Here is a 23,177-nt window from a genome sequence, read left to right as displayed (position 1 = left end):
GCTCCGCGGACGTGGAGGCTCCCGGTCGGATCTGGTTCGGATACATCGCCGCGGTGGCGATCACGCTGGTCGGGCTGGTGACCTTGGATCTGCTGGCGATCGGGCTCGCTGCGCTCGTGCTGGTCGCGACGGTGCTGGGGGAGTGGTATCGCGGTCGCCAGGCCGCCCTCGCCGCCGCGGCGCAGGACGCCGACCTCCCCGAGCTGGTCTCCCGGTGGGCCCGGGGCTGGGCCTACTCGCGGGGCTTCCCGCGCCCCGAGGCGGTCCCTGGCGGCGTACGCGTCGAGGTCGGGGAGCCTGGACGCCGGGTCGAGTGGGTGGCGACCGATGCCCCGGACACGCTCGCCGGTCTGGTCGACACGGCCCGGGCCACACCTGAGGCCTGGTTGTCGGTGGTGACCGACTCGCCCGGCAGCGTACGTCCGTGGTTCGCCGAGGGCGGGCTGCAGGCCGACGGGGAGGAGGCGCTGATGTCCATCGACCTCGCCGACCACCCGTCCCGCGACCTCCCGGTGAGCTACCGCGCCGAGGTGGAGCGTGACGGCGGCATCATCACGGTGACGGTGCGTGCTGGGGAGACGGTGACGGCTACCGGGCAGATGGCGGTCATCGGCACCGATGCCGTCGCCGACCGGATCAAGACCGACCCTGAGCACCGGCGCCGTGGGCTCGGCGGCGCGGTCATGGGTCTGCTCGTCGCAGCGGCCCGAGACGCGGGCGCGGTCCGCGGTCTCCTGGTCGCCAGCGAGATGGGCGAGCCCCTCTACGCCGGCCTCGGCTGGCACGCCGAGGCTCGTATGGTGATGGCTCGATCGGCCACGCCGCCGACGTCCGTCGAGTCCCGCCACGGCTAGGCCGAACTGTGATTGAGTGTCGTGCATGAGTGACGACGCCGTGACCCCTGCTTCTGATGTCCCTGTGTCCAACTCCCAGCAGGAGGCTGACGTCGCCGCGTTCTGGGACGACGTGAAGCACCACGCCCACCTCAGCGCCGCGCCTGGCTACTTCGGCGCGTCGCCGTTGGAGGCGCTGCAGCCGCCGGCATGGGCGTTCGGGGGCACGCCGGAGCAGTCCAACGAGCTTCTCGAGCTCGTCCTCGAGGGCGTGAAGACGGCGACCGCCTCGGCGATGTGGGACTACGAGGCCGCCGAGGAGCCGATCCCGACCATCGGCACCCTCGGGATCGTGCTCGACGGCGCCGGTCACCCGCGCGCCTTGGTCGTGACGACTGCCGTTGACGTGGTGCCGTTCGACGAGGTCTCCGCCGAGCACGCCCTGGCAGAGGGTGAGGGCGACGGCTCCCTGGAGCACTGGCGCGAGGTCCACGAGCGCTTCTTCACCGAAGAGGCCGGCCATGACCGCGGGTTTGCCAACGACATGCCAGTTGTCCTCGAGCGCTTCGAGCTGGTCTGGCCGAAACCCGACTGAGGCCCTGTGGGCGAGCAGCGGGCCCGGCTGGAGGCGGGCGATTGGTACCTCGACGATGCCGAGCTCCAGAAGCTCCGCCGCGACTGCTGGCGCGCGCTGGATGTCTTCAACGGGGCCGGCGCAGACGATGACGACGTACGCCACCGCGTGCTGCGTGACCTGCTCGGCGAGGTCGGCTCGGGGCGTCGAGGTCGTACCTCGCTTCCAGTGCCCCTACGGCTACAACATCAGCCTGGAGGACCGGGCGTTCGTGAACGCCAACGCCTTCTTCATGGACGATGCGCCGATCCGGATCGGCGCCGAGGTTCGCATCGGGCCCGGTGCCCAGCTGGTGACCGCCCTGCATCCGGTCGACGATCCTGAGCTGAGGGGCGAGGGCTGGGAGCGGGCGCTGCCGATCGAGGTCGGTGCAAACGTCTGGCTGGGGACCAGTGTGACGGTCTGTGCGGGTGTCACGATCGGCGCCGACTCCGTGATCGGTGCGGGAAGCGTGGTGCTCAGCGATATCCCTGATCGGGTCGTCGCGGCGGGCGTACCCGCGCGAGTGATCCGAGAGGTCGGATGATGGGCGTATGACACCGCAGCAGCTGACCGACCGGGTCCGGGAGATCTGTCTCCGGTTCCCGGAGAGCGCCGAGCGGGTCACCCACGGTGCGCCCGGGTTCTTCGTGAGGAAGCAGTTCGTGATGCTGTGGCCGCACGGCCATCACCGGCGCGATGAGCCGCACCTGTGGGCGGCCGCGGCGGCGGGGGCGCAGGACGAGGTCGTCGGGGCGGACCCCGAGCGCTTCTTCGTACCTCCCTACGTCGGCGGCCGCGGCTGGGTCGGCATGCGGCTCGACGGTGAGGTCGACTGGGGCGAGGTCGCCGAGATCTGCGAGGACGCCTACCGGCACATCGCGCCGGCACGACTGCTGCGCGACCTGGACCGGTAGCGTACTGACATGCCCAACGTCGCCGTCCCGATCGTTCGGATCCAACGATGGGTCGACAACTTCGCCGCGCGCCACGGTGAGACCCGGCTGGCGGTCGACTCCGGTGCGCTGACCGGTGCCGCGGCTGACGGGTCGTCGTTCATCGCGGCGCTGCCGTTCGAGAAGACGTACGCCGGTCCGGCCGAGGTAGAGGCGTTCATCGTCGCCGCGGCGCCGCCGGCCCAGTGGGGCATCCTGCTGGTGCGCAAGGGCGGTTTCGCGATCGCCCGGATGAGCGGCGGCGGCATCGCCGAACACAAGATCGGGCGCCGGCACGTTCAGGGGAAGACCAAGGCCGGTGGCTGGAGCCAGCAGCGCTTCGCCCGCCGCCGGGCCAACCAGGCCAGCGCTGCGTACGAGGCGGCGGCTGACCACGCCGCCCGGATCCTCGACGGGCTGCGAGGCCCGCTCGTCACCGGCGGCGACCACGGGGGCGTCGACGACGTGCTCGGGGACCGGCGGCTTCAAGAGCTCACGGTGACCGGACCGTGGCTGGCCGTGCAGGATCCCAACCGCGCGGTGCTCGACCAGGCCATCGAGGATGCCCAGAAGGTGCGGATCGAGGTGCTCAACGCCGACGGCTGACGCCTACGACGTCACGGGAGCTGCCAGACTCCCGGCGAACCCTTGACCATAGAGCCGTCGGTCAGGAGCGTCTGGCGGGCGCGCCGCGCCGCGTAGCGCCAGCGGAGCTCGCCTTCCGGCGTGGTCTCGAAGTCGCCCGGGAGGAGGCTGTCGGCCAGCTGGCTCTCGAGCTCGTCGAGAACGTCGTCCGCGGACATCGAGCCGCCGGCGCTCTCGAGGATCTCGAGGATGAGCGGCGCGAAGGCGGCAGGTGGGGTCCACTTGCGGGGAGCGGACTTGGTGACGACCTTCGGCGCGGCGGCCGTCGTGCTCGTCGTGGTCTTGCGCGTCCTGGTCGCCGGCTTCGCTGCCCTCTTCGCGGGGGGAGCCGGAGCGGGCGGGGCCGGGGGCCGCCCATGGATGCACTGCGACAACGGCAGGTCGCACAGCTCGCAATAGTCAGTCTCGGACATCGGCACAACCATATCGGCCCCAGCCTCGGACTCAGCATCCTGTCGTGGCGCCCCGGCGGTGAATGCCCTTTCGACCTGCGAGGATGCGCTACTTTGGCAAGCATGTGGCAGCCCGACCCCGGGTGGCTCGTCCTTCCCGGAGGCACCGGACCCTCCACGCTGGGGGTCTGGCGCACCGCCGTGGGCGAGGAGCCCGTCGTGATCAAGCGGCTCGGGCGGCCGGGGACGTACGATCCGGCCGAGCTGAGCCGTCGGCGACATTTCGCCTACTGGCGCCGGGCCGCAGACGTCGCCATCTCGGGTCTCGTCGACGACACCCCCGGCATGATCGGGGCGCGCACGAGCGTCGCCGAGGACGACGAGGGGATCACGCTGACCACCGACTGGGTCGAGGACGCCGCCAACTCCGGGCTCTTCGCGGCGCTCTCGATGGGCCGCTTCGCCGAGGCGGACCTCGGCGAGGCCCGCTGGCTCGCGCGGGACCAGTTCCGCGACCGGATGGCGCGGGTGGAGTACAACGGCGGCTGGCCGACCATGATGCGTACGACCGCCTCGGACATCGCCCACGTCCTCTGGGAGCGTCGCGGGCACTTCATCGACCTCCTCGACGAGCTTCCCCAGGTCGCCCAGCACGGAGACCCCGCGCCGCAGAACCTCGTCGGCCGTACCGAGGACGGCGAGCGGCTGATCGCGATCGACTGGTCGAGCATCGGCCGTGGTCCCGTCGGCGGCGACCTCGGGCTCTATCTGCTGCACGCCAGGGAGGCGTTCGAACCGCTGCTGGAGGCGTACGCCCTGGGCTTGCCCGCCGGGCTCGCGACTCGCGAGGAGGCGACCCTGGGAGCGCAGATCTGTGCCGTCTACACCGCCATGAGCCGGGCCGAGTGGGCGCTGAGCCGGATCACTCCGGGGGAGGGCCCGTTGCTCGCGAAGTTCCGCCACCCCGCGGTCGCGCCGCACCTGCGTACGCTGCAGAAGCAGGCTCCGCTGGTCGAGGCGCTGCTCGACATGTGACGGTTCTCGCTGGTCGAGCAGCGAGCGCCAGCGAGCGTGTCGAGACCAACACAGTCGCGATGGGAATGTGTTGGTCTCGACACGGAGTCGCTCGTTCCTCACGACTCCGGCTCGACCAGCGAGGACTGCTACGGGTTGTCCAGATCCCGAGCCCGGAACGTGTCGCACCCGGCGATCGAGTCGGGGTTGGTCATGCCCTTGCGGAACCAGGCGATCCGCTGCTCGGAGGAGCCGTGGGTGAACGAGGAGGTGTCGACGCGGCCGGTCGTCCTCGACTGGATGTGGTCGTCGCCGACGGTCTTGGCGGCGTCGATGCCCTCGGCGATGTCCTGCTCGGTGATGTCCTGGATGAAGCCGTCGCCCTCTGCGGCGGCGGTCCACATACCGGCGTAGCAGTCGGCCTGCAGCTCCAGACGAACCGCGTCGGAGTCGGGGCCCTGCTGGGTGCGCACCTGGCCCATGGTGCCGAGCAGGTTCTGGATGTGGTGGCCGTACTCGTGAGCGAGCACGTAGGCGCGTACGAAGGTGGTGTCCTGGCCTCCGAGCTGCTCGAAGATCGAGTCGAAGAAGGTCGGGTCGAGGTAGATGGTCTGGTCGGCCGGGCAGTAGAACGGCCCGACGGAGCTCGATGCGGCGCCGCAGCCACCGGTCTGGACCTGGTCGGAGAAGATCACGACCGCCTGCTCGGGCTGGAAACGGCCGGAGAGGTCGCGGTGGGAGTCCCAGTAGCCGGTCATCGAGTTCTCCAGCGCCACCAGCGCGCAGTACTCGTCGTTGTTGGCGTCCTCGCCGGTCCGGCACGACCCGAAGTCGCCGGTGTTGCCGCCCTCGGCGCTCTGCATGCCGCCGAAGGTGCCGGTGCCGACCGACGTCGAGCCGCCGCCGTCCCCGAGAACCTGCGGGCCGACGCCGGTGCACTGGGTGACGAGGAAGAAGATCAGCAGCACGATGACGGTGCCGATCCCGCCGCCGGCCCTGCCGCCGGGGATCGGGATCCGGGCGCCACCACCGCCGCCACCGAAGCCGCCGCGGCCACCGCCACCGGACGTCCGGCTGGTGTCGAGTCTGGCCTTCGGGTTGAACCGCATCTTGTCCCCCTGGGGTGCTGATGTGTGGGACCGAGTGCCCCGCCCATACACTAGTGACGGAGATGATCACTGCCCATGACCTAGAAGTCCGCGTCGGCGCCAGACTTTTGATGGAGAACGTCACCTTCCGAGTCGGACCCGGCGACAAGGTCGGGCTCGTAGGCCGTAACGGCGCGGGTAAGACGACCCTGACGAAGGTGCTCGCCGGCGACCACTTGCCCGCAGCCGGAACCGTGTCCAACACCGGTGAGATCGGCTATCTGCCCCAGGACCCGCGGGTCGGTGATCCCGAGGTGATCGCCAAGGACCGCATCCTGTCCGCGCGCGGCCTCGACGATGCCGTACGCCGCATGCGGATCGCCGAGGAGGAGATGGGGTCCGAGGACCCGAAGCTGCGCGAGAAGGCGATGAAGCGTTACCAGCGCGCCCACGACGAGCTCGACGCTGGCGGTGGCTACGCGGCCGAGACTGAGGCGCTGCAGATCGCCCAGTCGCTCGGCATCCCCGACCGGATCATGACCCAGCCGCTCAGGACCCTCTCCGGCGGCCAGCGACGCCGGGTCGAGCTGGCACGCATCCTGTTCTCGTCGGCCGAGGTGCTGATCCTCGACGAGCCGACCAACCACCTCGACGCCGACTCGATCATCTGGCTGCGCGACTGGATGAAGTCCTACAAGGGTGGCTTCATCGTGATCTCCCACGACAACGACCTGCTCGCCCAGACGGTCAACAAGGTCTTCCACCTCGACGGCAACCGCGAGGTGATCGACATCTACAACATGCCGTGGAAGCAGTACCTGATCCAGCGCGAGACCGACGAGGCCCGCCGCAAGCGTGAGCTGATGAACGCGCAGAACAAGGCCAAGACGCTCACCGACCAGGCCAACAAGATGCGCGCCAAGGCCACCAAGGCGACCGCTGCGCAGAGCATGCTCAAGCGCGCCGAGAAGATCATGGCCGGGGTCGAGGGGGAGCGGCAGCAGGAGAAGGTCGCCGCGATCAAGTTCCCCTCACCGGCGCCCTCCGGCAAGACTCCGCTCACCGCCCACGACCTGTCGAAGTCGTACGGCGCCCTGGAGGTCTTCACCGCCGTCGACCTGGCCATCGACCGCGGGACCCGCGTGGTCATCCTCGGGCTCAACGGTGCCGGCAAGACCACGATGCTGCGCATCCTGGCTGGGGTCGACAAGCCCGACACCGGCGAGGTGGTACCGGGGCACGGGCTCAAGGTCGGCTACTACGCCCAGGAGCACGAGACGCTCGACACCAATCGGTCGGTCCTGCAGAACATGCAGTCCGCCGCGCCGCAGCTGACCGACACCGAGGCCCGCACCGTGCTGGGTGCGTTCCTCTTCAGCGGTGATGACGTGCACAAGCCCGCCGGGGTGCTCTCCGGTGGGGAGAAGACCCGGCTGGCGCTGGCCTCCCTGGTGGTCTCGGCGGCCAACGTGCTCCTGCTCGACGAGCCCACCAACAACCTCGACCCCGCCTCCCGAGAGGAGGTGCTCAGTGCGATCCGCCGCTACGAGGGCGCGATCGTGCTGGTCACCCACGACGAGGGCGCCGTGCACGCGCTGGAGCCCGACAAGGTGCTCATCCTCCCCGACGGTGTCGAGGACCTGTGGAACGAGGAGTACGCCGACCTGGTCTCGCTCGCCTGACCCTCGTCCGCAGCCCTCAGGAGAGGGTGGGGGCGAACCTCACCGGCATCGAGGTCGGGTAGCGGTAGGAGAGCGAGTCGGTGTTGCGCTCGACCTGGTCGGCCGGCACCGCGAGGGAGACCTCGGGAAGCCGTTCCAGGACGGTGCGTACGGCTGCCTGCACGATCATCGTGCCCGGTCGCTGCGCGGGGCAGGAGTGCGGGCCGGCGCTCCACGACATGTGCGCCCGGTTGCCGATCTCGAGCCACGGGTCGTCGCCGGTCATCAGCGGGTCGAGGTTGGCCGCCGCGATGCAGGGCACCACGGCGTCACCCTTGCGGATCAGCTGGCCGCCGAGCTCGACGTCGCGCAGCGCGAACCGCGGCGTGATGTTGTAGCACGGCGGGTCGCGCCACATGACCTCCTCGATCGCCTGGTCGACATCGAGGCGGCCACCGCGCAGCCGGCCCGCGAAACGATCGTCGGAGAGCATCAGCAGCAGCGTCTGGGTGATGGTCGCGATGGTCAGCTCGTTGCCGGCGATGATCATCACGATCATCGCCTCGGTGACCTCGATGTCGTCCCATAGGCCGGGGTCGTCGATCAGGTGGGAGGTGAGGTCGTCGCTGGGATCCCGGCGTCGCCTGGCGATGTGGTCGGCGATCTCCACGGCGAGCTCGATGACCCCCTCCTGGGCGAGCTGGCCGCCGCCGAGGACCTTGTGGGCGGCCTTGCGCATCGAGTCCCCGACCTCGGGACCCATGCCGAACATCGCGGCGACCGAGAGCAGCGGGATCAGCACGGCGTAGTCCTGGACCAGGTCGGCCTCACCGCGTTCGAGCATGTCGTCGACGATGTCGTTGCAGATGCCGCGTACCTGCGCGGCGTAGCCGTGCTCGTCGACCCGCGAGAGGGCTCGGTCGATCGGTGAACGCAGCCGTTGGCGGAGCTCGCCGTCGTTGTGGAAGGAGTTCTGCCGGGTGGTCACGAACGGGTAGATCGGCATGTCCGGCTTGATCCTGCCCTCCTGCACGGCGCTCCAGTTGTCGCCGTTGCGGGAGAAGACCTCCTCGTTGCGGATCACCTCGCTGAACTCGGCATAGCCCATCGCGAACCAGCAGCGTACGCCGGGGGAGATCTCGCCTGGGGCGACCGGACCCCACTGGGCCCTGAGCTGTTGGTGCACCTCTCGTGCGCGAGGGCCGACGGTCTCGGGCGCCTGGACGAGGTCGGTGAGGTCGGCGAGACGTACGGTGCGGACGGGAGTCATCGCGGAGGTGCCTGTTCGTTGGTCGGGTCGGGGTCAGCGCGTCTTCAGGGCGTGGCGTACGAGCGCGGCGAGCGCTCGGGCGCAGGCGTTGCGGTTCTTGGCGTTGCACACCACGATCGGCGTCTCGTCATCGAGGTCGAGCGCCTTGCGGATCTGGTCGGGCTCGTAGTTCGGTGCGTCGGGGAACTGGTTGATCGCGACCACGAACGGCAGGGACGTACGCGTCTCGAGCTGGTCCAGCACTTCGAAGGAGTCTGCCAGACGGCGGGTGTCTACCAGGACGAGCGCGCCGGCGGCGCCCTCGGCGAGGCCGGACCACAGGTCCCAGAAGCGACGCTGGCCGGGGGTGCCGAACAGGTAGAGCACGATCTCGTCGGTGAGCGTGATCCGGCCGAAGTCCATCGCGACCGTGGTCGTCGTTTTCTCCGGGGTGGCCTCGAGCTCGTCGATCCCCTCGCTGGCCTGGGTGATCGTCTCCTCGGTGCGGAGCGGGTCGATCTCGCTGACCGATCCGATCAGCGTCGTCTTGCCGACCCCGAAGGAGCCGACCACCAGGATCTTGACCGACTCGACGACCGTCGGCGCCAGATAGTGCTGATCGCCTCTGGCTCCGCTTCGGCCGTGGCTGTCAGAGGTGGTTGAGAGCATGCAGGACCTTCTGGAGGATTTCACGGGAGGGGCCGTCGGCGGTGTCGCTGTCGGGTCGGATGCCGATGAGGCCGGCGTCGATCATGTCCGAGACGATCACCGCCAGGACGCTGACCGGCTGGCCGAGGTGGACGGCGATCTCGGCCATGGAGATCACGCCCATGCACTGGGACAGGACCTCGCGCTCCTGCCGGCCGGCCGATGCGGCCGTCGGGCTGATGTGGCCGATCAGGAGCGTCGCCGGCGTCAACCGATGGGTCGGCCGCACCCGACCGCCCGTCCGGACATAGGACCGGATCGGGTGGTCGACGTAGTCGTCGTCGGTGGCGTCGGGCATCGGCTCGCTTGGCTCAGACCGAGCGTCTCGGGGTGCTCATCGCGCGCTCCCCGATCATCAGGACGGTCGCCTGCATCTGCTGGGCGACCAGCGCCGGGTCGATGCTCATCTCGGTGATCACGGCGAGCCGGGAGCCGTCGCCGGCGCCACGGATGAACAGGAAGCCGCCGTTGAACTCGACCATCACCTGGCGGGGGTGGGAGTCGGCGCCGAACTGGCGGCTGATCCCGTGGCCGAGGGAGGTCAGCCCAGCGCACGCCGCGGCGAGCTTGTCGGCCTCCTCGCGCGGGGTGTGGCTCGTTCGGACCCGGACGAGCCCGTCGGCGGAGAGCACCACGACATGACGTACGCCGCGCACTCCCGCGACCAGCTCCAGCATCCAGCTGTTCTCGTCGGTCATGGTCTCCTCCAGTGGCTCTCGGGTGCGGGATCGGTCTCAGCGGCGGTGCTGAGGAAGCTGCTCATCCAGGCGCCCGCCTGCTCCGCGGTCGGCTCCGCGCGAGGAGCCACGACCTGGCTCCCCGCTGCTCGCTGCTGTCCGGTCGCAGGGCGCTCGCCGCGCTTCGACCGGCGCTGTGGCAGGCCGTCGGACGTGAACGGCGACGGCTGATGATGATCTTGCAGGGGGAGAGCGGCTGGGGCCGGTTCAGGGGGCGCGACCTGCTCGGGGAGGTCCGCGCTCATTGGGGTGGTCATCGCCTCGGGGACGAGAACGGCCACCCGCAGGCCGCCGTGGACGGACTCGGTCAGGTCGACCCGGAACCCGTGGCGGCGGACATAGGTGCCGACCACCGCGAGGCCGGTCTGCGGGATCTCGCCGAGGTCGTGCAGGCGTACCTGCCGGGTGCCGGAGGCGATCTCCCGCATCCAGGCGAGGTTGGTCTCGTCCATGCCGACGCCCGCGTCGTCGATCTCGAGGGCCGCGCCGCGGCGTACGGAACGGATCGTGACCAGCACCTCCGTCGCCGGCGGCGAGGACTGGGTCGCGTTGGCCAGGAGCTCGGCGACCAGGTGGATCAGCGGCTCGACGTAGGCGCCCTGGACCGCGACCGGCGGATCGCCCTCGACCCGGACCCGTCGATAGGCGGTGATCCGGCCGGCTGCCCCGCGAACGACGTCTGCGATGGGGAGCGGGTCACGCCAGTGCTGCCCGGGCTGCTCGCCGCACAGCGTGGCGATGCTCTGCGCCAGCCGCGCCTGCTGCGCCGCCGCGTGGTCGACCCGCATCCCGGCCTCGAGCACGTCCGGCTCGGCCGGGAACTTCGCGACCATCCGCGTCGACTCCTCCTGGATCCGGTGCGCGGAGGCCTGCACCTTGCGAGACAGCGACAGCACCGCCACCCGCATCCCGGCCTCCCCGCCCCTTGCCGAGACGTCAGGCCGGTCGGCCGAGACGTCAGGTACGTCGGTCGAGACGGCACTTGCGTCGGTCGAGACGGCACTTGCGTCGGTCGAGACGTCATCCGATGCCGACTCGGCCGACGTGAGTGACGCTTCGCCCGACGTACCTGACGCTTCGCCCGACGGGAGTGACGCTTCGGCGGGAGTCCGCTTGGGCTCGGAGTCGTAGGCCATCGCGGTCAGCCACAGGGTGAGGGCGACGACGGGTACGCCGGCGAGGATCCAGCGCCAGAGCCACTCCTCGCCGCTGGCGGTGACGAAGATGACGGGGGAGAGCGCGACGAAGAGGAGGATCGCGGTACTGCAGAACCATGGAGCGGCTCGGTGGAGTCGGTCCAGTATTGGTCGGGTCATGTCAGGCACCTGGTGTGGGGGCGAGCAGTCAGGGCATGAGACCGCGGGTTCGGGGTTGTCTGGATGTCCTGATCCAACCCCCGGAGACCGGCGCACACACGCGCCCCACTTCTTACCACCAACTGAGCGCTTGGTCATCTATTCAAGGTGATTTTGACCATAATTCGCCGGTGCCTCCTCGGCGCGGCCATACGGCCGCGGGCGACTAAGGTGACGGGGTGTCACAAATGGGTCCTGGATTCGGTGCGACCGGCGGTGCGATGGGCGGCGGCGGGATCATGCGCAACCTGCGTGCCGACCGGACGGTTCTCGAGCGCGGGCTGCCGAAGGGCACGCTGAAGCGGGTCGTCTCCTACGCCCGGCCCCACCGCGCTCTGCTCGGCGCGTTCTTGCTGTTCACGATCTTCGACGCCGCGCTGGTGGTGGTCACCCCGCTGCTGACCCAGCGGATCATCGACGACGGTGTGCTCCAGAAGAACGTCACGCTGGTCATCTGGCTGGCCGCCGCGATGGCGCTGGTGGCCGTGGTCGACATGATCTTCGGGGTCATCTCGGGCTGGCTCTCGACGCGGATCGGCGAAGGACTCATCTTCGACCTGCGAACTCAGGTCTTCGGGCACGTCCAACGGCAGTCGCTGGCATTCTTCACCAGGGCGCAGACCGGTGCTCTGGTGAGCCGGCTTAACACCGACGTGCTCGGCGCGCAGCGAGCCTTCACCTCGACCCTGTCGAACAGCGTCTCCAACCTGATCTCGGTGGTCGTGGTGGGCGCGGCGATGATGGTGCTGTCGTGGCAGGTGACGCTGATGTGCGTCGCGCTGTTCCCGATCCTGTTCCTGACCTCGCGCTGGGTCGGCCGCCAGCTGGCCGGCATGACCCGCGAGCAGATGGACGGCAACGCGGCGCTGGCGACCACGATGACCGAGCGGTTCAATGTCGGCGGGGCGCTGCTGCTCAAGCTCTTCGGCCGCCGCGAGGAGGAGGATGCCGCCTTCGCGCAGCGTGCCGACGTCGTACGTCGTCTGGGGATCCGGATCGCCCTGCTGACCCGCATGTTCGGGGCGACCATGCAGCTTGTTCCGGCGCTGGCGACCGCTCTGGTCTACGGCTTCGGTGGCTGGATGGTGATTCAGGGCGAGATCACCCTCGGCACGCTCACCGCGCTCGGTCTGCTGCTGGTGAGGCTGCTGGGGCCGCTGCAGGCGCTCTCCAACGTACGCATCGATGTGATGACCGCGCTGGTCTCGTTCGATCGCGTCTTCGAGGTTCTCGACCTGCCCTCGCTGATCAAGGAGAAGCCGGACGCGGCCGAGGTGCCCCGGGACGCCGCCTCGGTGCGGTTCCGCCATGTCGCCTTCACCTACCCGCGCGCCGACGAGGTCTCCCTCGCCTCTCTGGAGGCGATCGCGCGGCCGGAGAGTCGCGAGGTGCGCGAGGTGCTGACCGACATCGACTTCGCCGCCGAGCCGGGCGAGATGGTCGCCCTGGTCGGTCCCTCGGGTGCCGGGAAGTCGACGATCACCCATCTGATCGCGCGGCTCTACGACGTACGCTCCGGGTCGGTCGAGGTCGGTGGCCTGGACGTGCGGGAGGTGACGCTGGAGTCGCTCGAGGCCGCCGTCGGATACGTCACTCAGGACGCGCACATGTTCCACGACACCGTGCGCGGCAACCTGCTCTACGCCCGGCCGGGTGCCTCCGACGAGGAGATCTGGGCCGCGCTCGAGGCCGCCCAGATCGCGGCCGTCATCGAGGCGCTCCCGGACGGTCTGGACACCGTCGTCGGCGACCGCGGCTACCGGCTCTCCGGCGGCGAGCGCCAGCGACTCGCGATCGCCCGGCTGCTGCTGAAGGCGCCCCACATCGTGGTGCTCGACGAGGCCACCGCCCACCTCGACTCCGAGTCCGAGGCTGCGGTGCAGACCGCTCTGGACGCCGCCCTGGCGGGACGTACCTCCATCGTCATCGCCCACCGGCTCTCCACCATCCGCGCCGCCGACCGCATCCTCGTCATCGAGGCCGGGCGGGTCGTCGAGTCCGGCACCCACGAGTCGCTGCTCGCCGACGGCGGGCTCTACGCGGAGCTCTACGAGACGCAGTTCCGCCGCTGACCCTCCGAGTCGGCGGGTCAGGACTGTTTCGTCTTCTCCTTCTCGTACGCAGCCTGGTAGGCCGCCTTCACGGCCTGCTTCTGCGCGAGCTTGGCGGCCTTCTTGCGGGAGCGCTCGTCGGGCGCCTCGTCGCCGGACGGGTCGTCGTCCGGCGTGGCCGGCACGTCCAGGCGCTGCGTACGCCGCTCGTCGTACATCAGGTAGAAGAACCCGGCGACGGCGAGGACGCCGAAGAACCACCACTGCAGGCCGTAGAAGAAGTGGGGGCCGTTGTCGAGCTCGGGCAGGTCGGCCTTGCGGAGCTCGGTGGCGGGCGAGGGGGACTCGGTGTCGAGGTGCAACCAGCCGGTCAGCAGCTCCTTGTCGACCACCTCGGCGACCTGGGTCGAGGAGAGCGCGCGGGTGGCGTGGTAGCCGTCGACCTGGGCGACGTCGGTGGAGTCGCCGGTGCCGTCGGCGCGCACCCAGCCGGTGATCGTGACCTCGCCCGACGGCGGCGAGGGGAGGTCCACGAACTCGTTCTGGGAGGTGGTCTGGAGCCAGCCGCGGTCGACCAGCACGGCGGTGCCGTCGGCGAGCACCAGCGGGACGACGATGTCGACGCCCTTGGCCTCGTCGGGGGTGCGGTAGCGCCAGATGATCGTGTCGTCGACCGCGTACGTCCCGGTCGCGGTCACCCGCCGCCACTCGTCCTCGTCGGCGACCTCCTCGCCGGGGGCGAGCACGTCTGAGACGGGCACGGGCTCGGCGTGCTCGTTGGTGCGGACGATCTGGTTGCTGGCCTTGCGGTCCTCGAGACGGTCGAACTGCCACTGGCCGAGCCACCAGGTCCCGTAGGCCAGGATCAGCACGAACACCGTGAAACCAACCCAGCGTCGGCTGAGCAGGAAACGGAACGAACTCACCGTACGAGATTAACTGGAATGCGGTCATGGCTCACGATCCGGGTGGCGCCTGCCTAGACTGGTGAGATGACGACCTCTCCGACAGATCAGGCCCCGCCGCGGCTAGTCGACCGGTTCGGCCGCGTCGCGACCGATCTGCGGGTCTCCCTGACCGACCGCTGCAACCTGCGATGCACCTACTGCATGCCGGCGGAGGGGCTCGACTGGATGCCTGGCGACGAGGTGCTCACCGATGACGAGGTGGTGCGGCTGATCGGCGTCGCCACCGGACACCTCGGCGTCAAGGAGGTGCGGTTCACCGGTGGTGAGCCGCTGGTGCGGCGAGGGCTGGTCTCCATCGTCGCCCGCACCCGCGAGGTCGCTCCCGAGGCCGAGCTCTCGATCACGACCAACGCGCTCGGCCTGGCCCGGATGGCCGGGACGCTCGCGGATGCTGGGCTCGACCGGGTCAACGTGTCGCTCGACTCGGTCCGGCGCGAGACGTTCGCGGACATCACCCGTCGCGACCGGCTGGACGACGTGGTCGCCGGCCTGGAGGCCGCGGCCGACGCCGGTCTGGGGCCGATCAAGATCAACGCGGTCCTGCTGCGCGGAGTCAACGACGACCAGGCCGCCGAGCTGCTCGGCTGGTCCGTCGAGCGTGGCTATGAGCTCAGGTTCATCGAGCAGATGCCCCTCGATGCCCAGCACGGATGGTCGCGCGACAACATGGTCACCGCCGACGAGACCCTCGCGGCGCTGTCGGCGGCGTTCGAGCTGACCCCGGCCGAAGAGCCGCGCGGCAGCGCCCCCGCCGAGCTCTTCCACGTCGACGGTGGCCCGGCCAAGGTCGGCATCATCGCCTCCGTCACCAGGCCGTTCTGTGGTGACTGCGACCGCGTCCGCCTCACCGCCGACGGGCAGGTGCGTGACTGTCTGTTCGCGCGCTCCGAGTCGGACCTGCGTACGCCGCTGCGTGCCGGCGCCTCCGACGCCGACCTCGCCGCCCGCTGGGTCACCGCCATGGCCGGCAAGCGCGCCGGCCACGGCATCGACGACCTCGGCTTCCTCCAGCCCGACCGCCCGATGAGCGCCATCGGCGGATAGCCGAGACGTCACCCGCGTCGGCCGAGACGTCACTTCGGTGACGTCTCGATCAGCGGGAGTGACTTCTCGGCCGACGTACCTGACCTCTCGACAGGTCAGGAGCCGACGCGGTCGAGGGCGTCGAGGACGAGATCCCAGTAGCCCTCGACATCGAGGGTGATGGCGACCTGGGCGTTCGGCGGCTCGTCGAGGCGGTCGTGGAGGTCGACGACGGTGGCGCCACGGGTCCAGCGGCCCTCGGTCTCGACGGCTACGAACGCCTTGTGCCAGACGATGAGGCCGGGGTCGATGAGCGCGGCGATGGTGCACGGGTCGTGCACCGGGGGAGCGGCGAAGTCGAAGACGTCGGAGTAGGTGCCACCGAAGAAGCCCATCAGGTCGGCGCACGCGCGGCCGACCGGGTGGTCCATGGCCCGCATCCGCTCGACGATCTCGGGCGTGGCCAGCGCTTGGTGGGACAGGTTGAGCCCGACCATCCGGATCGGCAGGCCGCTGGTGAGAACGATGTCGAGCGCCTCGGGGTCGGCGTAGGTGTTGAACTCGGCAGCCGGCGTCGCGTTGCCGCGCTCGGTCGAGCCGCCCATGAAGACGACCTCGGCGATCTTCGGACCGACCCCGGGATGGTCGCGCAGCAGGCGGGCGATGTTGGTGATCGGCCCGATGGCGACGACGGTGACTGGTGCCGGGGCGGCCAGGAGCGAGGTGCGCAGGAACTCGACGGCCTCGAGCGAGAGCTGCGGCGCGAGCGGCTCGGGAAGATCGGGACCGTCGATCCCCGTGGCGCCGTGGATGTAGTCGCCGATGTGGGCTTCACCGGCCAGCGGTCCGGCGGCTCCGGTGGCGACGGGGACATCGGACCGCTCCGCCAGCGCCAGGATCCGCTGCGTGTTGTAGGTCGACTTCTCCACCGGGCAGTTGCCGAACGTGGTGGTGATGCCGAGCAGGTCGATGTGTGGGCTGCCCAGGGCTAGCAGGATCGCGATGGCGTCGTCGTGGCCGGGGTCGCAGTCGAGGAGCACGGGCATAGGGTTCATCGCAACGACCTCTCGGAGGCAACGGCTAGTGAGGCACGACGTCCTTGAGGAACCCTCGGGCTCCCAGGAAGTCGCTCAGCGACTGCTTGTGCGCCGCGCATGCGAGCCAGATCTTACGCCGCTCGGGCGTGTGGATCTTGGGATTGTTCCACTGCAGCTCCCAGGATCCGGGGTCCTGACAGCCCTTCGCCGAGCACAGGTCGGAGTCGAGCGCGCCCATCAGAGCTCGCCCTTCTCGTGGATCTGCTGCTCGCGGCCGCTGGTGAGCTGGGGCCGACCGTAGGGCGAGTCCATGAGGTTCATCTGGTCGCTCTTGTTGTTGGTCGCGTTGGCCATGACGACCGCGATGTACGGCAGGATCAGAGCCGCCGCGATCAGGATCGGCCACAGCCAGCCGATGCCGGCCAGGCCAGCGATGACGGCGCCGATGAAGCACAGCGAACGGATCGACATCGAGATGGCATAGCGCTTCTGACGGACCGCGATGTCCTCGGCGCGGCTGCGGCCGGCGGTCGTGATCCTGATCGGTTGCGCCTTGGACATACCGCCAGTCTAGGTCGTGGCCGATGGCACGCGTCCGTTGGTGTGGTCCCAACAGGGGCACTCCGAGGGACTTTGGAGGGTTCTCACAAGCAAATCGAGGGCATTGGTCGTACGCCGAAGTAATCGCTACCGTCGCGCCTGTGACTGACAGTGAAAACCCCACAACCAAGGCACCACGCTCCGTGCTCGTGACCGGTGGCAGCCGTGGCATCGGCCGGGCGATCGCCGAGGCCTTCGTGGCCAACGGCGACCACGTGGCCGTGACCTCCCGCAAGGGCGGGGCTCCGGAGGGGGCTCTGGACCTGGTCTGCGACATCACCGACCCAGCGGCCGTCGAGGAGGCGTACGCCGCGGCAGAGGCCGCTCACGGCCCCGTCGAGGTCCTCGTCGCCAATGCCGGGATCACGAAGGACACCCTCGTGCTCCGGATGTCGGAGGAGGACTTCACCTCGGTGATCGACACCAACCTGACGGCGTCCTTCCGGCTCGCCAAGCGCGCCTCGAAGGGGATGCTGCGGCTGCGTCGCGGTCGGATCATCTTCATCTCCTCGGTCGTCGGGCTGATGGGCAACCCGGGCCAGGTCAACTACGCCGCCTCGAAGGCCGGGCTGGTCGGGATGGCCCGCTCGCTCGCCCGCGAGCTCGGCTCGCGAGGGATCACCGCGAACGTGGTCGCACCGGGGTTCGTGGAGACCGAGATGACCGCTGGCCTCACCGAGGAGCAGCAGAAGGCGATCACGGACCGGGTGCCGTTGGCGCGCTACGCCTCGCCGGACGAGGTGGCTTCGGCCGTGACATGGTTGGCAGATGCGGGTTATGTGACCGGGGCCGTGATCCCGGTCGACGGCGGACTTGGAATGGGGCACTGATCATGGGTTTGTTGGACGGCAAGACTGTTCTCGTCGCGGGAGTCACGATGGACTCCTCGATCGGCTTCGCGGTGGCCCGGGTGGCCCAGGAGCAGGGCGCTCGCGTCCTGATCTCCAACTTCGGTCGCGCGCTGTCGATCACCAAGCGGATCGCGAAGCGGCTCCCCGAGGAGCCGCCGGTCCTCGACCTCGACGTGACCAACCAGGAGCACCTCGACGGCCTGGCCGACGCGCTCCGGTCCCACGGCGTCGAGCGACTGGACGGGGTCGTGCACTCGATCGCGTACGGCAATCCCGAGACGCTCCTCGGCGGCAAGTTCCTCGACGGCCCCTGGGACGACGTCGCCCAGGCGGTCCAGGTCAGCGCCTACTCGCTGAAGTCGCTGGCGATGGCCTGCCGGCCGCTGATGTCGGAAGGCTCGTCGGTCGTGGGGCTGACCTTCGACGCGACGGTCGCCTGGCCCGCGTACGACTGGATGGGTGTCGCCAAGGCCGCTCTCGAGTCGACCTCGCGCTACCTCGCCCGTGACCTCGGACCCGACGGGATCCGCTGCAACCTCGTCTCCGCCGGGCCGCTCAAGACGCTCGCCGCCAAGGCGATCCCGGGCTTCGAGGAGCTCGACGCGGGCTGGGGCAGCCGGGCGCCGCTGGGCTGGGACAACACCGACCAGGGCCCGACCGCGAAGGCCGTCTGCGCGCTGATCTCGGACTTCTTCCCGGCGACCACCGGCGAGATCATCCACGTCGACGGGGGCTACCACTCCCTGGGCGCCTGAGGCCATAGGCTTGCCGCATGCGGACCCTCGTCATCATGCGGCACGCCAAGGCCGAGGCATCGGCACCCACCGACTACGAGCGTCAGCTGACCGAACGCGGCCATGCCGACGCGGTCGCAGCGGGGGAGTGGTTGGCCGAGCAGGGCGTGGTCCCGGACTACGTGCTGGTCTCAGCGGCCGACCGCACCACCCAGACCTGGGAGGACGTCGCGATCGGGGCATCGTGGGACCTCACGCTGGCGGAGTACGACCAGGGTCTGTACGCCGCCAGCGCCTCCACCGCGCTCGACCTGATCCGGGCGGTCGACGACGGTCACTCGACGGTCGTCGTGATCGGCCACAACCCCACCATGTTCTCGCTGGTGCAGCTCTTGGACAGCGGCGAGGGCGACGACGACGCCGGCAACGAGCTGGCCCTCGGCTTCCCCACCGCGTCTGTCGCTCTGCTCAGCTACGACGGCGACTGGTCCGAGCTCGACGAGGCCGAGGCCGCCGTCACCGCTTTCCACGTAGCCCGAGCCTGACCGCCGAGGCGTCACTCCCGTCGGTCGAGGCGTCGCTTACGTCGGCCGAGAGGTCACTTGCTGCCATCTCGGCCGACGCGAGTGACGTCTCGCCCGACGTAAGTGACGCTTCGCTCGACGTAAGGGATGCCTCGGGAGGGCTCAGATGAGGGGAGGGGCGGGGGTGACGATGCCGGCCTCGGCGTCGGCGGCCTCGATCTCCTCGCGGGAGATGCCCAGGAGGTACATGATCGTGTCGAGGTAGGGGACGTTGATGGCGGTCCCGGCGGCCGAGCGCACCGCGGGCTTGGCGTTGTAGGCGATCCCGAGGCCGGCGGCGGCGAGCATGTCGAGGTCGTTGGCGCCGTCGCCGATGGCGACGGTGGCGGCCTCGGGGATGCCGATCTCGGCGGCGAACTCGCGGAGCGCGCGGGCCTTGCCGGCCCGGTCGACGACCTCGCCGACGACCTCACCGGTGAGCACGCCGTCGACGATCTCGAGCTCGTTGGCGCGGGCGTAGTGGATGCCGAGGTCGGCGGCCAACCGGTCAGTGATCTGCGAGAACCCGCCGGAGACGATGGCGAAGCGGTAGCCGAGACGGCGCAGGGTGCGGACCATCGTCCGCGCGCCGGGGTTCAGCTGCAGCCCGGCATAGACCTCGTCCAGCGCGGTCGCGGGGACACCCTTGAGGTACTTCACGCGCGCCCGCAGCGACTCCTCGAAGTCGAGCTCGCCGCGCATCGCCGCCTCGGTGACGGAGGCGACCTCGTTCTCGTAGCCGGCGTGGGCGGCGATCATCTCGATCACCTCGCCGTCGATCAGGGTCGAGTCGACGTCCATGACGATCAGGCGCATGCCGCGGCGGACCAGGTTGGCGGGCTGCACCGCGATGTCGACGCCCTGGGCGGCGGCCTCTGCCGCCAGGGTCACCCGGAGCTCGTCGGGCGCGGCGCCGGAGACGTGCAGGTCGAAGGCGGTGACCGGGTAGCGGGCCAGCCGGATGATCCGGTCGATGTTGCCACCGGCCGAGGCGATGGTGCGCGTCACGGACGCCAGCGCGGCCGCCTTCAAGGGCAGCCCGAGCACGGTGACCCGGGCACGGTCGGCCGGCTCGCGCGGGGTGTCGCCGACGCCCTCCTCGATCTCGACGGTCATGTCGAGGGCGTGGGCGGTCTCCTCGATCGCGTGCTTGAGCGCGTCGATGCTCGCCGCGTCGGCCGGCGCGGTCACCAGCAGCCCGAGCACGAGCCGCGCCCGCAGCACGATCTGCTCGAGGTCGACCACGTCGACCCCGGCCAGCGCGAGCGTCGCCAGCGTGGCCGAGGTCAGCCCGGGACGGTCGTTTCCGGCGAGGGTGATCAGCAGGGTGTCGGGACGCCGCTCCAGCGCGTCGAATTCCTCGGTCATCGCTGCAAAGGATAGTGGAGCGGGCCCCCACGTCTCAGTTCGGTGGCCACGCCTCGGGCGATCCCGCCGCGGTGAGCGCCCTCCGGGCCGCGCGGTCGAGCCCGACGAGCGCCTCGCGCCGCCGGAACATCTCCGCGGCGGACACTGCGCCGCCGTCGTCCTCGAGCGCCACCGCGACGATCTCCCGAGCCTGTACGCCACGGGCGGCGAGCTCCACGCACCGCGCCGGCACCCCAGGGGCTCCCGCCAGCGCGGGCCGGTGACGCAGGTTCATCAACCGGTCGGCGACCTCGGGCCGCCAGCGGGCGACGTCGAGCTCGGCGAGCGCCGTCGCGGACTCGCTGAGCGCGAGCCGGAGAGCCCGGTCGGCCTCGCCGACGTCGGGGAGCTGACGGCGCTGGGCGGCGTACGCCTGCCACTCGAGGACCGCGCCGACCCGGACCGGCACGAGCCCGACGCCGGCATCGCTCACCACGGCCTCGCCGGCTTCGAGGGCGGCGTCGTTGAAGGCCTTCGGACCACCCAGTCCGACCGGGTCGCCCTCGGCCGGGAACGCGACCCCGAGGGCGGTCGCTCCCTCCGTACGCAGCCGGCCGAGCCCGCTCACCAAGGTGTCCGCGACCCCCTCGGCCCCGCCGAGCCCGAGCGCCGCGAGCCCGCTGACGGTGTGGGTCGCGTCAGGCCCGATCACCGCGTCCAGCACCAGGTCGGTGACCGCCTCGCCCCGCAGCCAGGCCGTCACCCACCACGCCAGGCGCAGCCCTTCCGGGGTCGCCGCGACGGGCTCAGAATCCTCGACACTCACAGCCGTTCACCCTAAGGGGCCCTATCCCCGAGGCCGAGCACCCCTGCCGATAGATTTGCCGCCATGGCAGCCGTGCTGGAGTTCACCGACGTCACCGTACGCCGCGGGGGCAACGCCCTTCTCGACTCTGTGAGCTGGGTGGTCGAAGAGGACGAGCGCTGGGTGGTCCTGGGCCACAACGGCGCCGGCAAGACCACGCTGCTCCAGGCCGCCGCTGCCCAGCTCCACCCGACCTCGGGCATCGTGAAGGTGCTCGGCGAGCAGATCGGCAGCATCGACGTCTTCGAGCTGCGCCCGCGCATCGGCCTCACCTCCGCCGCGCTCGCCGACCGGATCCCGCGCAACGAGCTGGTCCGCGACGTCGTGGTGAGCGCCTCCTACGGCGTGGTCGGGCGCTGGCGCGAGCACTACGACGACCTCGACCACGACCGTGCCCAGGAGCTGCTGATCGAGGTCGGCATCAAGCACCTCGGCGAGCGCCGGTTCGGCACCCTCTCCGAGGGCGAGCGCAAGCGTGTCCAGCTCGCCCGGGCCCTGATGGTCGACCCCGAGATGCTGCTCCTCGACGAGCCTGCGGCCGGTCTCGACCTGGGCGGACGTGAGGATCTCGTCTCCACGCTGTCGACGCTCGCCTACGACCCCGACAGCCCGGCCACGGTCCTCGTCTCGCACCACGTCGAGGAGATCCCGCCCGGCTTCAGCCACGTCCTGATGATGCGGGCCGGCCGGATCACGGCCCAGGGGCTTCTCCAGGACACCCTGACCGCGGCCAACCTCTCCAAGACCTTCGGCATGCCCCTCGAGCTGGAGGAGAGCGACGGTCGTTACTGGGCCAAGCGCCGCGCTCGCCACACCCGGTAGGTTCCTACTCCTTGAACGGCTCGATCGACGAGAGGAAGTCGTCCCAGGGAGTCCGCGAGGCGGTCGAGGACCACGGGGCTGCTCGCGCCGTCCTCGTCCTCCAGCTTGTTCGAGGGAGCGGCTGGGAAGGTCCGCTCGTACGGCAGTTCGGTCACCCGGTGCGGACGGTGTCGCCCGAGATGTTGTCGACGACGCGGATCCCGCCGTCGTCGGGGTCGTCGACGAGCTGAAGATCGGAGCCGACAGGCAGCGACCAGATGCCGATGAGAGCAGGCTCGATCTCGCAGAGACGGTTGTAGTCGACGATCTGCATGTTGTTCGAGTCCGCCAGATATTCGGACGTGTCGATGCTGGAGAAGATCCGCCAACCGTTGTCGGCGGCTGCCTTGGAGTCCTCACGGACCATCCACTTCACGCGGCCGGCACCGGAGAGCACGTTCTTGGTGGTCAGGCACGCGCCAGCCTTCGGGATGAACTCCATGTCGCTTCCTTCGCTCTTGATCTTGGGCATCGACCGCTAGCGGTCGATGCCGTGTTCCTTCGCGTACGCCTCGGCTCGGGCAACCATGTCGGGGCGTCGCGGGTACTTCCTGATGTTGTCGAGCACCGTGCGGCCGTCGACGCTCATCTTGGTGAGGTCGAGATCTTCTCGGCCGAAGATCTCGTCGAGGAACGGCGCGATCTCGGACTCACTGAACTTGAAGACCTTCCCGATCGTCTCCAGCGGGGTTCCGTGTCGTGATGAGACCCTGTTCAGATCGGCTCCGGCATCGAGAAGCCGCCGTAGCAGGGGCGCCTCGGCCGCGAAGTCGTGTTTGTTCTGCCCCAACAACACATGCAGCGTGGTGACCCCACCGGCCTGCTCCCAACCGGGGTCGGCTCCGTCGTCGAGCAGCATGCCGGCGATGACCGGACGGTTCGCCGGCACCTTCTGAGCCAACGCGTCGAACAGGAGGCCGGGGCCCAGGTCGGAGTCGGTGGCATCGGCGGGGCGGTAGAGCGTACGGAACTCCTCCACGGTGCCGCGCTTGGCCAGAGAGCGGAGGCGTTGGCCTTCTTCGGTGGTTCGATCGGCGCTCATGTCTC

Annotated in this window: 29 protein-coding genes; 14 read left to right on the top strand and 15 right to left on the bottom strand. The window is 69.8% G+C overall.

Translation table 11 applies throughout. The features are described 5' to 3' along the window. Nucleotides 1-11: 11 nt before the first annotated feature. Genes H5T77_RS12460 through H5T77_RS12440 form a run of 6 tightly spaced genes read left to right on the top strand, consistent with a single transcriptional unit; the run spans nt 12 to nt 2,987 of the window. Entirely contained in the window at nt 12-854 is an 843-nt protein-coding gene (locus H5T77_RS12460) for a GNAT family N-acetyltransferase (protein WP_292649686.1), read from the top strand. Between the two features lie 25 nt (nt 855-879). Further along, nucleotides 880-1,428 (top strand): ASCH domain-containing protein, encoded by a 549-nt coding sequence (locus tag H5T77_RS12455; protein WP_292649684.1) that lies wholly within the window; start codon nt 880-882, stop codon nt 1,426-1,428. Between the two features lie 6 nt (nt 1,429-1,434). Further along, nucleotides 1,435-1,791: a maltose acetyltransferase domain-containing protein gene (locus tag H5T77_RS25655; protein ID WP_366816625.1), complete on the top strand. Its 357-nt coding sequence runs from the start codon at nt 1,435-1,437 to the stop codon at nt 1,789-1,791. After that, entirely contained in the window at nt 1,700-1,993 is a 294-nt protein-coding gene (locus tag H5T77_RS25650; protein ID WP_366816624.1) for a DapH/DapD/GlmU-related protein, read from the top strand. Before H5T77_RS25655 ends, H5T77_RS25650 begins: the two co-directional genes overlap by 92 nt. Before the next feature lie 7 nt (nt 1,994-2,000). Further along, a complete protein-coding gene (locus tag H5T77_RS12445; RefSeq protein WP_292649681.1) occupies nt 2,001-2,363 on the top strand; it encodes an MmcQ/YjbR family DNA-binding protein in 363 nt (120 codons plus the stop codon). Nucleotides 2,364-2,372: 9 nt separating this feature from the next. After that, complete coding sequence (locus H5T77_RS12440) at nt 2,373-2,987, top strand: acVLRF1 family peptidyl-tRNA hydrolase (RefSeq protein WP_292649679.1); 615 nt, start codon at nt 2,373-2,375, stop codon at nt 2,985-2,987. Between the two features lie 11 nt (nt 2,988-2,998). Here the strand turns inward: H5T77_RS12440 and H5T77_RS12435 are convergent, their stop codons facing one another. Further along, nucleotides 2,999-3,439 carry a hypothetical protein gene (locus H5T77_RS12435; RefSeq protein ID WP_292649677.1) on the bottom strand — a complete coding sequence of 147 codons (441 nt, stop codon included), beginning with the start codon at nt 3,437-3,439 and terminating at the stop codon, nt 2,999-3,001. Nucleotides 3,440-3,541: 102 nt separating this feature from the next. Between H5T77_RS12435 and H5T77_RS12430 the strand changes: the two genes are divergently transcribed. Then, nucleotides 3,542-4,453, top strand: coding sequence for a phosphotransferase (locus H5T77_RS12430; protein WP_292649675.1), 912 nt, complete (start codon nt 3,542-3,544; stop codon nt 4,451-4,453). Nucleotides 4,454-4,581: 128 nt separating this feature from the next. Here the strand turns inward: H5T77_RS12430 and ypfJ are convergent, their stop codons facing one another. Next, complete coding sequence (gene ypfJ, locus H5T77_RS12425) at nt 4,582-5,541, bottom strand: KPN_02809 family neutral zinc metallopeptidase (protein WP_292649673.1); 960 nt, start codon at nt 5,539-5,541, stop codon at nt 4,582-4,584. Nucleotides 5,542-5,603: 62 nt separating this feature from the next. Between ypfJ and H5T77_RS12420 the strand changes: the two genes are divergently transcribed. Continuing rightward, nucleotides 5,604-7,202 carry an ABC-F family ATP-binding cassette domain-containing protein gene (locus H5T77_RS12420; RefSeq protein ID WP_292649672.1) on the top strand — a complete coding sequence of 533 codons (1,599 nt, stop codon included), beginning with the start codon at nt 5,604-5,606 and terminating at the stop codon, nt 7,200-7,202. Between the two features lie 16 nt (nt 7,203-7,218). On the opposite strand, the gene H5T77_RS12415 is transcribed toward H5T77_RS12420, so the two are convergent. From H5T77_RS12415 to H5T77_RS12395, 5 genes are read right to left on the bottom strand one after another with little or no spacing between them, the layout of a single operon-like run. Then, a complete protein-coding gene (locus H5T77_RS12415; RefSeq protein ID WP_292649670.1) occupies nt 7,219-8,451 on the bottom strand; it encodes a cytochrome P450 family protein in 1,233 nt (410 codons plus the stop codon). A 33-nt stretch (nt 8,452-8,484) separates the two neighbouring features. Continuing rightward, nucleotides 8,485-9,099 carry a GTP-binding protein gene (locus H5T77_RS12410; protein ID WP_292649668.1) on the bottom strand — a complete coding sequence of 205 codons (615 nt, stop codon included), beginning with the start codon at nt 9,097-9,099 and terminating at the stop codon, nt 8,485-8,487. Continuing rightward, complete coding sequence (locus H5T77_RS12405; RefSeq protein ID WP_292649667.1) at nt 9,080-9,436, bottom strand: DUF742 domain-containing protein; 357 nt, start codon at nt 9,434-9,436, stop codon at nt 9,080-9,082. The genes H5T77_RS12410 and H5T77_RS12405 overlap by 20 nt, the downstream gene beginning before the upstream one ends. A gap of 13 nt (nt 9,437-9,449) precedes the next feature. Beyond that, nucleotides 9,450-9,836 carry a roadblock/LC7 domain-containing protein gene (locus tag H5T77_RS12400; RefSeq protein ID WP_179658319.1) on the bottom strand — a complete coding sequence of 129 codons (387 nt, stop codon included), beginning with the start codon at nt 9,834-9,836 and terminating at the stop codon, nt 9,450-9,452. Continuing rightward, on the bottom strand, nt 9,833-11,191 hold the full coding sequence (locus H5T77_RS12395) for an ATP-binding protein (RefSeq protein ID WP_292649664.1): 1,359 nt from the start codon (nt 11,189-11,191) through the stop codon (nt 9,833-9,835). Before H5T77_RS12395 ends, H5T77_RS12400 begins: the two co-directional genes overlap by 4 nt. A gap of 227 nt (nt 11,192-11,418) precedes the next feature. Here H5T77_RS12395 and H5T77_RS12390 point away from each other — a divergent pair, with 227 nt between their 5' ends. Further along, the gene (locus tag H5T77_RS12390) at nt 11,419-13,302 is read left to right on the top strand and encodes an ABC transporter ATP-binding protein (RefSeq protein ID WP_292649662.1); all 1,884 of its coding nucleotides are present in this window, start codon (nt 11,419-11,421) and stop codon (nt 13,300-13,302) included. A 17-nt stretch (nt 13,303-13,319) separates the two neighbouring features. Here H5T77_RS12390 and H5T77_RS12385 read toward each other — a convergent pair whose 3' ends face one another. Beyond that, nucleotides 13,320-14,207: an SURF1 family cytochrome oxidase biogenesis protein gene (locus H5T77_RS12385; protein ID WP_292649661.1), complete on the bottom strand. Its 888-nt coding sequence runs from the start codon at nt 14,205-14,207 to the stop codon at nt 13,320-13,322. Nucleotides 14,208-14,273: 66 nt separating this feature from the next. Between H5T77_RS12385 and moaA the strand changes: the two genes are divergently transcribed. After that, the gene (moaA, locus tag H5T77_RS12380) at nt 14,274-15,293 is read left to right on the top strand and encodes a GTP 3',8-cyclase MoaA (protein WP_292649659.1); all 1,020 of its coding nucleotides are present in this window, start codon (nt 14,274-14,276) and stop codon (nt 15,291-15,293) included. A gap of 95 nt (nt 15,294-15,388) precedes the next feature. On the opposite strand, the gene H5T77_RS12375 is transcribed toward moaA, so the two are convergent. From H5T77_RS12375 to H5T77_RS12365, 3 genes are read right to left on the bottom strand one after another with little or no spacing between them, the layout of a single operon-like run. Further along, nucleotides 15,389-16,327: a nucleoside hydrolase gene (locus tag H5T77_RS12375; RefSeq protein WP_292649658.1), complete on the bottom strand. Its 939-nt coding sequence runs from the start codon at nt 16,325-16,327 to the stop codon at nt 15,389-15,391. A gap of 25 nt (nt 16,328-16,352) precedes the next feature. After that, nucleotides 16,353-16,547, bottom strand: coding sequence for an acetone carboxylase (locus tag H5T77_RS12370; protein WP_292649656.1), 195 nt, complete (start codon nt 16,545-16,547; stop codon nt 16,353-16,355). Then, a complete protein-coding gene (locus H5T77_RS12365; protein ID WP_292649654.1) occupies nt 16,547-16,870 on the bottom strand; it encodes a DUF3099 domain-containing protein in 324 nt (107 codons plus the stop codon). Before H5T77_RS12365 ends, H5T77_RS12370 begins: the two co-directional genes overlap by 1 nt. Nucleotides 16,871-17,010: 140 nt before the next feature. Here H5T77_RS12365 and fabG point away from each other — a divergent pair, with 140 nt between their 5' ends. The 3 genes from fabG to H5T77_RS12350 are packed head-to-tail and all read left to right on the top strand — an operon-like array spanning nt 17,011 to nt 19,039. Next, nucleotides 17,011-17,739 (top strand): 3-oxoacyl-ACP reductase FabG, encoded by a 729-nt coding sequence (gene fabG / locus H5T77_RS12360; protein WP_292649652.1) that lies wholly within the window; start codon nt 17,011-17,013, stop codon nt 17,737-17,739. A gap of 2 nt (nt 17,740-17,741) precedes the next feature. Beyond that, nucleotides 17,742-18,515: an enoyl-ACP reductase FabI gene (gene fabI / locus H5T77_RS12355; RefSeq protein ID WP_292649651.1), complete on the top strand. Its 774-nt coding sequence runs from the start codon at nt 17,742-17,744 to the stop codon at nt 18,513-18,515. 17 nt (nt 18,516-18,532) lie between these two features. Then, nucleotides 18,533-19,039 (top strand): SixA phosphatase family protein, encoded by a 507-nt coding sequence (locus H5T77_RS12350; RefSeq protein WP_292649650.1) that lies wholly within the window; start codon nt 18,533-18,535, stop codon nt 19,037-19,039. A 141-nt stretch (nt 19,040-19,180) separates the two neighbouring features. Here H5T77_RS12350 and serB read toward each other — a convergent pair whose 3' ends face one another. Both serB and H5T77_RS12340 read right to left on the bottom strand, forming a co-directional pair. Continuing rightward, a complete protein-coding gene (gene serB, locus H5T77_RS12345; RefSeq protein ID WP_292649648.1) occupies nt 19,181-20,425 on the bottom strand; it encodes a phosphoserine phosphatase SerB in 1,245 nt (414 codons plus the stop codon). A gap of 34 nt (nt 20,426-20,459) precedes the next feature. Continuing rightward, nucleotides 20,460-21,230 carry a hypothetical protein gene (locus H5T77_RS12340; protein WP_292649647.1) on the bottom strand — a complete coding sequence of 257 codons (771 nt, stop codon included), beginning with the start codon at nt 21,228-21,230 and terminating at the stop codon, nt 20,460-20,462. A 63-nt stretch (nt 21,231-21,293) separates the two neighbouring features. On the opposite strand from H5T77_RS12340, the gene H5T77_RS12335 reads away from it, so the two are divergent. After that, nucleotides 21,294-22,091 carry an ABC transporter ATP-binding protein gene (locus H5T77_RS12335; RefSeq protein WP_292649645.1) on the top strand — a complete coding sequence of 266 codons (798 nt, stop codon included), beginning with the start codon at nt 21,294-21,296 and terminating at the stop codon, nt 22,089-22,091. A 151-nt stretch (nt 22,092-22,242) separates the two neighbouring features. Here the strand turns inward: H5T77_RS12335 and H5T77_RS12330 are convergent, their stop codons facing one another. Next, entirely contained in the window at nt 22,243-22,572 is a 330-nt protein-coding gene (locus tag H5T77_RS12330) for a DUF2185 domain-containing protein (RefSeq protein WP_292649643.1), read from the bottom strand. Between the two features lie 36 nt (nt 22,573-22,608). Continuing rightward, nucleotides 22,609-23,172 (bottom strand): ankyrin repeat domain-containing protein, encoded by a 564-nt coding sequence (locus tag H5T77_RS12325; protein ID WP_292649642.1) that lies wholly within the window; start codon nt 23,170-23,172, stop codon nt 22,609-22,611. Nucleotides 23,173-23,177: the final 5 nt, after the last annotated feature.

This window comes from Nocardioides sp., assembly GCF_014360585.1.
Classification (GTDB): Bacteria; Actinomycetota; Actinomycetes; order Propionibacteriales; family Nocardioidaceae; genus Nocardioides.
Note: the sequence above shows the minus strand (reverse complement) of the source record. Positions and strands in the feature narration are given on the sequence as shown.